At 70.5% G+C, this 10,448-nt stretch carries 9 protein-coding genes; 2 read left to right on the top strand and 7 right to left on the bottom strand.

The genetic code is table 11. The features are described 5' to 3' along the window. Positions 1-33: 33 nt before the first annotated feature. Together GCU53_RS02670 and GCU53_RS02675 are read right to left on the bottom strand one after the other, a co-directional pair. Complete coding sequence (locus GCU53_RS02670) at positions 34-414, bottom strand: response regulator (protein ID WP_152386246.1); 381 nt, start codon at positions 412-414, stop codon at positions 34-36. A gap of 348 nt (positions 415-762) precedes the next feature. Continuing rightward, positions 763-2,103, bottom strand: coding sequence for an erythromycin esterase family protein (locus GCU53_RS02675; RefSeq protein ID WP_425278170.1), 1,341 nt, complete (start codon positions 2,101-2,103; stop codon positions 763-765). A gap of 226 nt (positions 2,104-2,329) precedes the next feature. Between GCU53_RS02675 and GCU53_RS02680 the strand changes: the two genes are divergently transcribed. Beyond that, positions 2,330-2,767 (top strand): DUF2267 domain-containing protein, encoded by a 438-nt coding sequence (locus GCU53_RS02680; protein ID WP_152386248.1) that lies wholly within the window; start codon positions 2,330-2,332, stop codon positions 2,765-2,767. Positions 2,768-3,051: 284 nt separating this feature from the next. Continuing rightward, complete coding sequence (locus GCU53_RS02685; protein WP_152386249.1) at positions 3,052-4,020, top strand: ribonuclease Z; 969 nt, start codon at positions 3,052-3,054, stop codon at positions 4,018-4,020. Positions 4,021-4,070: 50 nt separating this feature from the next. Here GCU53_RS02685 and GCU53_RS02690 read toward each other — a convergent pair whose 3' ends face one another. From GCU53_RS02690 to GCU53_RS02710, 5 genes are all read right to left on the bottom strand, one after another. After that, entirely contained in the window at positions 4,071-5,117 is a 1,047-nt protein-coding gene (locus tag GCU53_RS02690; protein ID WP_152386250.1) for a hypothetical protein, read from the bottom strand. Positions 5,118-5,561: 444 nt separating this feature from the next. Further along, positions 5,562-7,109, bottom strand: coding sequence for a cytochrome c/ABC transporter substrate-binding protein (locus tag GCU53_RS02695; RefSeq protein WP_152386251.1), 1,548 nt, complete (start codon positions 7,107-7,109; stop codon positions 5,562-5,564). Further along, positions 7,106-7,822 carry an SCO family protein gene (locus GCU53_RS02700; RefSeq protein ID WP_152386252.1) on the bottom strand — a complete coding sequence of 239 codons (717 nt, stop codon included), beginning with the start codon at positions 7,820-7,822 and terminating at the stop codon, positions 7,106-7,108. Before GCU53_RS02700 ends, GCU53_RS02695 begins: the two co-directional genes overlap by 4 nt. Then, positions 7,819-8,475, bottom strand: a complete 657-nt coding sequence (locus GCU53_RS02705) for an SCO family protein (protein WP_152386253.1) — start codon at positions 8,473-8,475, stop codon at positions 7,819-7,821. Before GCU53_RS02705 ends, GCU53_RS02700 begins: the two co-directional genes overlap by 4 nt. Positions 8,476-8,477: 2 nt before the next feature. Further along, a complete protein-coding gene (locus tag GCU53_RS02710) occupies positions 8,478-10,415 on the bottom strand; it encodes a cytochrome D1 domain-containing protein (RefSeq protein ID WP_244307015.1) in 1,938 nt (645 codons plus the stop codon). Between the last annotated feature and the right edge of the window lie 33 nt (positions 10,416-10,448).

Here is a 10,448-nt window from a genome sequence, read left to right on the forward strand (position 1 = left end):
CTCTCCTCGTTCAACACCATCGCGCCGACGGCGCTAGTCGCCGCCCAGCCGGCGCGCCACCTGCGGCTTGCACACCACCCGCCCCAGATCGGCCAGCGGAAAGGGCTTGAGCAGGATGTTCACGATGCCGCGGTGCGCCGCGTCGTCGCAGATCGCCCCGCTCGGGTGACCGGTCATCAACACCCGCTCGCCGTGGTAGCGGCCGTGCAGGGTATCGAGCAGCTGGAAGGCGTCCATGTCCGGCAAACAGTAGTCGAGGACCAGGATGTCCGGCCCGAAGCTCGCCGCCAGGGCCAGGGCGCTGGCCCCGTCGTGGGCGACGCGCACCTCGCAGCGCCTCGTTTCGAGATAAGCCCTGAGGTTTTCCGCCAGGACCGGTTCATCCTCGACAAGCAAGACTTTCCTGATCGCCACGACGACTGACTCCCGTTCCAGAGATCGTGCCCATTCCCGAATCGCGAAAACGCGTACCGATTCGGCACATGCACAGCTCGCGCCAGTCTTGATATATTTATATCTAATTGATTTTACGGAAATTTTTTAAATTCCCCGGTTCCCCAGTTTCGGGGAAACAGCGCGCTCCCCCCATTGCGGGGGATGGCCGAGAGCCGCGCGTGTCAGAAGGCCAGCCGCTGGAGCGGTCTTGCGAGCCGGGAACGGCGCCCCCTGGGCGAGGTTGCGGCACCCCATGGCCCGGGTCTTCGCGAACGGGGTCGGGGAGCCGCTCGCCGCCGGCCCCGGGATGGAGGGCGGCGCCCGTGCTCAGAGTCCGAAGGGATAGGTGTCGTCCTCCCGCTCGGTGCTCCTTCCGGCGGGCAGGGGCGTCACGGCACGGGTTTCCTCGATCCAGACGTACGCATCGAACTGCTCGGCCAGCACGGCCAGGGAGTAGTGGCTCTGCCGCTCGGTCTGCGGTCGGTAGATCACCCCGATCGCCCGCTCCAGCAGCGGCTCGGACAGGGCCTCGCGCAGCTCCCCGCGCTCCGGCGCGCGCCAGTCGGTCAGCGAGGCGGGAATCCCAGCGCGCAGGAACTGCCGTTCCCAGCTGTCCTCGCGGCAAGGAAGCACGTCCTGGATGTGCATCCGGCCGTCCCAGTGGTCGGCAGCGGCGACCTGGCCGCGGTCGGTGCCCATGCCGATGAGCACCGCGTCCCGGCCGAGGGCCGTGCGGCATAGCTGGCCGAGGTTGAAGCGTCCGCCCCAGCCCATGGCCGTGGCGGTCGCGTCGCCGATGTGCGAGTTGTGCGCCCAGACCACCGCCTTCGCCCCGGGGCCGCGGTGCTCGAGCAGGGCCTGCAGGGTGTCGAACATGTGCCGGTCGCGCAGGTTCCAGGACTCCGCACGGCCGTGGTACATGGCGCGGTAGTACTGCTCGGCGGCGCGCACCACGCGGGCGTTCTGCGTCGCGCTGAAGAAGGCTTCGCCGTCGGCGGCCAGGCGCTTCAGGCGCCTGGCCAGCAGGCTGTTCAACTGCTTGACCACGGCCTCCTCGCAGGAAGCCTTGCCGGCGCGCTCGACCAGATGGCCGTAGACCGCCGGATCGTCCTGCCAGGGGGAAAAACACCCGTAGCGCTCGCGCGCCTTTCGCGCCAGCTCCGGATCGGCACGCTCCAGGTAGCGCAGCACCTCGTGGATGGAATTGCTCAGGCTGTACACGTCCAGCCCGCGGAATTCCACGCGCCGTTCCGGCGCCAGGGCCTGGTTGTGAGCCCGCAGCCAGCGGACGAAGGCCTCCACGTCGGTATTGCGCCACATCCAGGTGGGAAAGCGCGTGAAGGCCTGCCTCTTCCAGGCCGACGGGCCGAGTCCGCGCACATGGCGGTCGATCCGCCCCGCATCCGGCCAGTCGGCCTCCGCGGCGACGATATCGAAGCCGTGACGCTCGATCAGACGCCGGGTGATGGCGGCGCGGGCCCGGTAGAAGTCGCTGGTCCCGTGGCTCGCCTCGCCGATCAGCACGACACGGGCCTCGCCGTAGCGGTCGAACAGCTCGCCGAATCCGGCGCTGTCCGGGGCCGGCAGCACCTCGGCGTGGCGGCGCAGCACCGGCGCAATGGCACTCCGGTGCGCCTCGGAGGAGCGCCGGGTGAACCGCTGCAGCATGTCCCTGGCGGACCAAGGCATCGGGGCGCCTCGCGAAAGAATGGTGGCGGATTGCGACAGCTACAGGCAGGAGACTCGCCGGCGACGGGCAGGTTCCGGGCCGCCGACCGGCGTGGCCTTGCCGCGCCCATTGCAGCTCATCGGATCGACTCCGCTTCGCCGGGACGATGCGACAGCCCTCGGGTCCATTCGTTTACCCATCCACCCGAGAAGAGGAGGCAAGGCCATGCCCAGGCAGGTCGATGTGCTGAGCAAGACCGTCCAGCAGACCAATATCTGGCTCGACGAAGTGACCCAGCTGCTGGAAACCGACGACAAGGAAACCGCCTATCAGGCGCTGCGCGCCGTGCTGATGTGTGTGCGCGACCGGATCGGCGTGGATAACGCGGCGCATCTGGCGGCGCAGTTGCCGGTCCTGATCCGCGGTGTCTTCTACGATGGCTTCCATCCGGCGGCCGAGCCGAGCAAGGAGCGTAGCCGCGAGGCATTCCTGGCCAGGATCCAGGGCGCGGTCACCCATCTCAGCGTCGATTCCGAAAAGGCGGCCAAGGCGGTTCTTGAGGTCATGGCGCGCCATATGGATCCGCACGAAATAGCCAAGGTGGCCAGCATGTTTCCCGCAGAGTTTCGCGACCTGTGGCCTGACAGCGCCCGTCTGCACTGAGGCCGGGCAGCGCCCGCGCGGGGGAGTCTTGGCATCGGTGAGCGGGGGACTCGCCGGGGCCGGCTGGATCGGTACCTCCCTCCGTCCCGAAACGCAACGACGCCCTGCTTCGCCGGTCTGCCGAGGCAATCGGCTGTTTCGCCTGCGGCGAAATGGCCGCAGGCACCTTCGCGGCAACCTGTGGAGCGGCACCGGACGCCCCCGCCTCTTCCCACCCGGCCCCCAACCTCTCGCCCATCCCATGCGCCATACTGGCGCCATACGCAACAGCGGGAGCATGAGGCGTGGACCTGATATTTCTCGGCACCTCCTCGGGGGCCCCCACCAGGGCCCGCAACGTCACTGGACTGGCGCTGCTGGAGGAGACCGGCAAGGGCTGGCATCTGGTGGACTGTGGCGAGGCCACGCAGCACCAGGTGCTGCGCACGCCGCTCTCGCTGCACGAGCTGCGCGCGATCTTCGTCACCCATGTCCATGGCGACCACTGCTATGGCCTGCCCGGTCTGCTGGCCAGCGCCGGCATGCACGGCAGAAAGGAGCCGCTGGAGATCGTCGCCCCGGACGGTATCGAGGAGTGGGTCCGCACCACGCTGCGCCTCACCCGAACCTGGCTGGCGTTCGAGCTGAACTTCCATGCCGTCGAGTCGCTGGGCGAATGGCGGGGCGGCAACCTGCGCGTCGAAGCCGTCGCCCTCTCCCACCGGGTGCCCAGCTATGGCTACAGCTTCACCGAGGCCCGCCCCGACCCGCGCCTGGACACCGACAGGCTCGACCGCCACGGCATCCCCCGCGGCCCGCTCTGGGGCCAGTTGGCCCGCGGCATCGACGTGCAGCACGAGGGCCGCACGCTGCGCAGCGACGACTACCTGATCTTCGGCCGCCCGCCCCGCCGCGTAGTGGTCGGCGGCGACAACGACCGTCCCGAGCTGCTGGCCGAAGCCTGCCGCAGCGCCCAGGTGCTGGTCCACGAGGCCACCTACACCCAGGCCGTCGCGAACGACGCCAGGGCCGACTTCGGCCACAGCACCGCCGCCGCGGTCGCCACCTTCGCCCAGACGGCCGGCATCGCCAACCTGGTCCTGACCCACTTCAGCGCCCGCTACCAGGCCGATCCGAAACGCGGGCTGTCCATCGAGGACATTCGTGCCGAGGCCGCGGCTGCGTATCGGGGACGCCTGTTTCTGGCGGAGGACTTCGCGCGGTTCCGGCTGGGACGGGACGGCGAATTGCAGCGGGTCGAGTGCGGGCGTTGATGCGCTGGTGGAGGTATGCGGGCGAGCATCCGTTTGCGGCATCGAAGGGCCTATCCGCCCGGCATGGGGGCTCTTCGCGGCACCGGCTCGAACCGGCTCGACAGCGCCCGCTTCCTGGCGAGATTTCCCTCGATCTGTCCGGACAGGTAATAGACTCCCGCCAGCACCCCGGTGTCGGGGCTCCACATCAGATCGGACCATTTTTCCTTGAAGGCGGCGTTCAGGCTCTTGCGAAGCAGCGCCTCCATTTCCGGGCGCTCGTCCTCGCGCATCATGGCGCTGATACCCGCCACGCCCAGGGAAATCACCGAGCCCACCGCTCGGCCGACCGCCATCGAGATAACGCTCGAGGCACTGCTGGTGGCGAGCTCGGTCATCAGTCGCTTGCTGGTCCGCCGCACGACCGGGGAGATGTCCGCGTCCGATCTCCAGGTTCTCGCGCTGCCGGAAGTCGTGCGGATTCGCGCGATCAGGGCCCCATAAGCCGGCAGCTCGTCGATCGGCTCGCTGTGGATGATCTGATGGACCGAAGCGACATGCGTGGGGGGCGGCCCCAGTGCGATCGCCGGAATGCCCTTGAGCCGGCGCTCGAATTGATCGAGGGGTACGCCGTAGCGCGGCGGGATTTTCCGAAGCAGCTCGCCGAGGAGCCAGACGTAGAACTTCATCGCCTTTTCCATGACCCGGTCGGGATCGATCTCCCGGGCGACGGGCTCCAGCACGCGATCGTGGTATTGCTCCTGCAGATAGATGGCCAGGCGATCCACGGCCGGATCTTTTTCCTCTCCTGCGTTCAGCCTGTACCAGGCCACCCTCATGGTCAGCCATTGCTGGGTCCAGTAGCCGGAAAACCAGGGGATGAAATCCGTATCGGTGCGCTGGTAGACGAGGCCCATCCATTCCAGCATGACGTCGCGCGCGTAATTCGTGGTCTGCCTTGTCGCCTCCTTCGAGGCGGCGACGATGTCGCTATCGACCTTGCGCCAGGTACTTTCCGAAACCACGACCGGCGGCTGCCTGGGGGGATGCTCCCGAGAAGCGCACCCTGCCAGCATCGCCATCAGCAAGGCGACGCCCAGGGAGCGCCAGCTCAACATCGCAAGCGCCTGAAGCGACAGCGGTGACGCCGCGCCGCCGGGCACGTCTCGACCGAGACCTTCACTCTGCTCACGGGATTCGATTGCTCCACAGCCCTCGATGGACGGCCTTTTCTCCCGACGTGACGAAGTGCGTGCGGGACCTTTGCCATCTTTCCACCTCCCGGCGCGGCATCTGGCACGCTCGTCCAAAGCGTTTTGAGTATAGATGCCGGGAACAGGCTCGAAGAGCTCAACGGGAAAGGACGGCGAGTCCCGCGGGAGCGGACGCATACGCGGCGTGGCGGCAGACGCCTTCCGGCAGCGTCAGGGGCGGCACCATGAGCGAAGTGCAGAGCGAGTCGGCGAGCAGAGCGGCGCAAGCGCGGGGGCAGGCCTATGCCAGCTGCATGAGCGCCCGGACAAGACCTGTCGCGCAGCCCGGGAAGCGTGCCATGCCGCCGACTAGGGCTCGATCCGGACATAGCGCCCGGTGGGGACGAAACGCCCGGCGGCCAGATCCACCCCGACGATGTGCGCCCCCACCGCCCCCACCCGCCGCCCCGGACCGAAGCCCAGGGGCGGGGTCAGCCCGGTGTGCAGGGCGTGCAGGTTCTCCAGCTCGCCCACAAGGCGTTCGCGACTGGCGTCGCGGCCGCTGCGCTTGAGGCCCTCGGCGAGCAGCAGCGCCGCGCTGTAGGCGCCGATCTGCAGCGCCGGCTGCTGCCCATCGAGGCCGGCGCGCCGGCGCAGCGAATCGAGCGCCTGCGCGCCGGCGAGGCTGACGTCCGCCGGCAGCAGCGGATAGGCGAGAAACAGCCGCCCGGAGAAGGACGCCGGCAGGCGCAGCGCCGCGCCGGCCACCTGCTGGGCACTGGCGTACAGCCGCGGCGCCAGCCCGGCCTCGTCCAGCGCATGGCCCAGGGCGAGCAGCGCCTCCCCGGAGCCGAGGAAGAACAGCGCCTCCAGGTCCGCCGTCAGCGGCGCCTCGCTCTGCGTCTGCGCGCCGTAATCAAACAGACGCACCTGCTGCCAGCCGCGCCCCCGCAGACGCTCCGCCAGCGCCTCGGCCGGCCTTGCGGCTTCCGACGGATAGGCGACCAGCGCCAATCCCTTGCCGGCCGGCGATTCGGCAGCGAATTCGGCGAGGGCGAACAGTTGCTCGCGCAGTCCCGGCAGCGGCGCGAAGACCAACCGGTCGCCCTCGCCGCCCGCGCCCGGCAGCGGCCCGACCAGCGGCACTCCGTACGGCGCCAGCAGCTCGCCGTAGCCCTCCTCCAGCGCCGGTGCCAGCGGCGCCAGCAGGGCGAAGACGTCGCGCGTCTCGAGCAGGTCGCGCAGTGCCGCCTCGGCCGAGGCGCGGTCCGGACCGGGGTCGGCGATCACCAGCTCCAGGCGGCGGCCGTGGATGCCGCCGACCCGGTTCAGCCCGTCGAGCACCGCCTGCAGCAGCCCGGCGACGGTGTGGCCGGCTCCGGCGAGCGGGCCGGAGGATGGCAGCAGGGTGCCGAGGCGCAGGCGCCCATCGTGCAGGCCGGGGTCGCGGTCCTCCTCGAGACGCTTGAGATAGGTGGTGAGATTGGTCAGGTCGGTCCAGCTCATGACGAAGCGTGGCATCGCCGGATTCAGGCGCGCGCCGGCCGGATCGAGCCCCTCGCCCAAGGCACGGGCCAGGCTCGCCTCGTCGTAGGCGGGCCGGGCTGCGGCCAGTCGCCGCCAGGTGATGTCCGGCGGGCGGATCGCGCCTTCCGGGCGGCCGCGCCCGTCGCTGCCGTGGCAGCCGGCACAGGGCACCGCGCCGGCCGGCAGCGAGGTGCCGGCCGGGCCGATTCGCGCCTCGACCGGGCGCTCGCCGCTGCCGATTCCTTCCCGGTACAGGCGCCGGCCGGCAGCCTCCTCGGGCGTCAGCTCGAGCGCACCGGCCAGGCTCGCCCAGCCGAGCAGCGTGGCGAGCAGCCAGGCGCGTTGGCGATGGCTCCCATGCTCCCGCGCGGGAGCGATCGGGAACCTCATCGGCGCCCCGCCACCGGCTCGGCGAGCAGCCGCAGGCGCTGGGCGATGGCGGCGGGCGGGGCATCCGGGCGGATCTTGCTCCAGCGCTTGTTCGGCACGTCGCCGGCGATCAGCAGGGTCGAGTGTCCCTCGGGCGTTTGCGAGAGCTGGCCGAGCCGGGCGAGGACCAGCTCCACGTTGGCCTTCTCCCCGGTGAGGAAGACCCAGTCGGGGTCGTCCGCCCCCTGTCTGGCGGCGAAGGCCTTGAGCGCCTGGGGCGAGTCGTGCTCGGGGTCGCTGCTGAGGGAGACGAAGAACACTCGGCCGGCCTGCGCGCCGAGGGCCGCGCGCACCTCGCGCAGCTTGCGGGTGATCAGCGGGCAGGCATCGCTGCAGCGGGTGTAGATCACGTTCAGCAGCACCACCCGCCCGGCCAGCACGTCGCTGTAGAAGCGCCGCTCGCGGCCGTCCTGGTCGAGCAGCGGGGTGTCGGTGAAGTAGGCGCGCGCATCCGGGACGCCGCCCTTCACCTCCTGCGCCGCCGCACCGCTCCCCGCAGCCGGGGTATGGCCTTCGTGGGCCAGGGAGAGTGCGGCGAACAGCGCCAGGGCGATGCCGAGAGGAGCCGAGACCGATATCGCCCTGGCAGGAGCGAATCCGTTCGCGATGCCTCTGCGCCGGCGGTCGATCGCAGATGAATCCGCTCCTACAGATAACCGAAGGAGCGTTCTCATGGGCGCTGCTCCTGCACCGTTCGCCCGGCCATATGCGCATGTCCGGCGTGTTTGCGCGCCGCGGCCAGCGCCTCGATCCGCGCCAGCAGCACGGCCGGGTCGGTGAAGCCGTAATAGCGCGTCCACTGACCGCTGCGGGCGTCGCCGACCAGCAGGGTCGGCGGGTGGCTGGCGAAATCCGCCGACCAGACGCCGAGCCCCCTGAGGGTCTCGTCCACCGCCGCGACCTCGCCGGTCAGCCAGCGCCAGCCGGGACCGGCGCGGTAGGTGCGGGAATATTCCAGCAGCCGCGCCGGGGTGTCGCGCAGCGGGTCGACGCTGATCGACAGCAGCCCGAGCTCGCGCCCGACCCGCTCGCCCAGCTGCGCCTGGACCCTCTGCATGATCGCCGAGATCACCGGGCAGACCGTGGTGCAGCTGGTATAGACGAAGCCCATGACCACGATGCGCCCGTCCAACGCCTCGGCCAGGCGCAGCTCACGGCCGTGCTGGTCGCGCAGCGCCACGTCGGCGAGGCGTACCCGGGCGCTTTCCGCCCGGATGTCCCCCGCCCCGTGGCCGGCATGCCCGTCCGCTGCCGCAGCCGGCACGGCGCCGCCAGCCAGGCCCAGGGCGCAGAGCGCCAGGGCGATGCCTCTCTGCAGTCGCTGCATGCTCACCGTCCTCCCGCGGGCCGCGCCCGCAAGGCGAGATAGGGCAGATCGCCGAACTTCAGCCCGAGCGAGTCCGCCCCCACATGCAGGTAGTAGGCGCCGGCCTGCTCCAGCTCGACCGGCGCCTCGTAGATCCCCTCGCCCACCTCCTGCGCGGCGACCTCCCGGGGCTGCGAGGACGGGGCGAGGAAGTAGCGCACGCGCAGGTCCGCCACGCCGGCCCGGGGCAGGTCGGCGTCGCCCTGCAGCAGGCGGAAGCGCAGCGTGAAGGGCGCGCCGGCGACGACGCCGTGGCCATCGACGAGGTACTCGACCCGCAACGTCGCCCGCCGGCGCTGCCGCTCCGGATCGGCGCGCACCTCGAGTCCGAAGCAGTGGGCGATCTGCGGCTGGTTGAGCAGGAAGGCGACGTCGAGACGCCCAGCGGCCGGCAGCCTGACCCGCGCGCCGAACAGCCCCGGCTCCAGCTCGCGCAGGCTGCGCGGGACCACGGTCGCCGCGCGCGCCGTGTGCCCGCGGTTGAGGTAGCCGGACATCGGCGCGTTCATGCCCTCCATGTAGAAGTAGGTGGTGTTGTCCACCGGGTTGACCACGAACAGCGCGGCATCGTCGCCGGCCGGGGCCAGGCTGCTGGCCAGCGGCAGGTTGCCGGCCAGCCTGGGCGCCGCAGGTCCTGCCTCGAAGCCGAGCACGCCCGGCTCGCGGCCCTTGCCCAGCGAGGCCAGGTCGATCATCGACACCTTCGGCGAGGCCAGCCCGCGCACGTAGGCGAAGGCGCGGGTGAAGGCGATCTGGTAGGGCTCGGCGGCGACCTCCAGGCGATGCACCACCTCGTCGCTGGCCGCATCGATCACCGTCGCCGTGTTATCCGCGGTATTAAGGACAAAACCATGGCGGCCGTCCGGGGCGAACGCCAGCGGGCCGATGCCGCGACCCACCGGGATCGTCTTGCGCATCTCCAGGCTGCTGGCATCGATCACGCTGAGCGTGCCGGCCTCGCCGTCGCTGACGTAGACCGCCCCGGACAGCGGCGACAGGGCCACGCCGAGCGGGTGCGGCCCGCTGCGGATCTCGCGCAGCCTGGAGAGGGTCGCCACGTCGAACACCGTCAGGGTGCCGGCCTCGCGGCTGCTGACGAAGGCGTGCCGCGAGTCGGCGCTGAAGGCGATCTCGTGGTGGCCGCGGCCGGTGTCGGTCTGCAGCACCGTCTTCAGGGTGGCGGTGTCGATCACCGTCACCCCGCTGCCGGCCTCCCCGGACGCATCGTTGCCGACCCACAGGTAGCGGCCGTCGGGCTGCAGGGCTAGACGCACCGGCCGCTCTCCGGCGGGAATGCCGGCGAGCACCTGGAAGCGCTCGGCGTCGATCACCGCCACCTCGCCGGCCTCCGGCATGGACACGTACAGGCGTCGCTCGGCGGGGCTGGCCACCCAGTCCATGGGCGCGCCGCGCAGCGGAATGCGGGTGAGCATGCTGGTCACCCCGCCGACCGAGGTCAGCGGGTCGACCACCGTGATGCTCGGGTCCTGGTTGAGGATCAGCAGGTAGTAGCTGGTCAGGTCGAGCAGCGGGCGCACCCCCGGCAGGCCCTTGAGATAGAGGCCGATGCGGCTGCGGCAGGCGGTCTGCGGATCGTCGTTGCCGGTCGCCGGATCGAGCCAGGCGCCCGGCACCTGGCCGGCAAGCGGCTGGCCGCTGGCCGCGTCGCTCAGCCGGAAACGCAGATCGGCGAACATCCCCTCGGTCGGCACGCCGCCATCCACCGGCTGCACCGAAAATTCGACGGCGATGCCGTCGCGCACCAGCCGGTTGCCGCTGTCCCCGGCGGATGCGGCCGGCTGCGCCGGCTCCGGCAGGCGGCTGTCGAACAGATAGAGGCCGGCGCCGAACGCCAGTCCGAACACCAGCAGCAGCCCCAACCCCTTGTACACGGCTTTCACGGTCGATCCCTCTTGTGTGCCTGTCATGCACGC

Source organism: Azotobacter salinestris, assembly GCF_009363155.1.
Taxonomy (GTDB): domain Bacteria; phylum Pseudomonadota; class Gammaproteobacteria; order Pseudomonadales; family Pseudomonadaceae; genus Azotobacter; species Azotobacter salinestris.

Excerpts from the sequence above, each read along its gene's own strand:
- GCU53_RS02675 (WP_425278170.1), bottom strand. The coding sequence starts at position 2,103 with ATGCTGCAGCGGTTCACCCGGCGCTCCTCCGAGGCGCACCGGAGTGCC.
- GCU53_RS02705 (WP_152386253.1), bottom strand. The coding sequence starts at position 8,475 with ATGCAGCGACTGCAGAGAGGCATCGCCCTGGCGCTCTGCGCCCTGGGC.
- GCU53_RS02690 (WP_152386250.1), bottom strand. The coding sequence starts at position 5,117 with ATGTTGAGCTGGCGCTCCCTGGGCGTCGCCTTGCTGATGGCGATGCTG.
- GCU53_RS02680 (WP_152386248.1), top strand. The coding sequence starts at position 2,330 with ATGCCCAGGCAGGTCGATGTGCTGAGCAAGACCGTCCAGCAGACCAAT.
- GCU53_RS02700 (WP_152386252.1), bottom strand. The coding sequence starts at position 7,822 with ATGAGAACGCTCCTTCGGTTATCTGTAGGAGCGGATTCATCTGCGATC.
- GCU53_RS02695 (WP_152386251.1), bottom strand. The coding sequence starts at position 7,109 with ATGAGGTTCCCGATCGCTCCCGCGCGGGAGCATGGGAGCCATCGCCAA.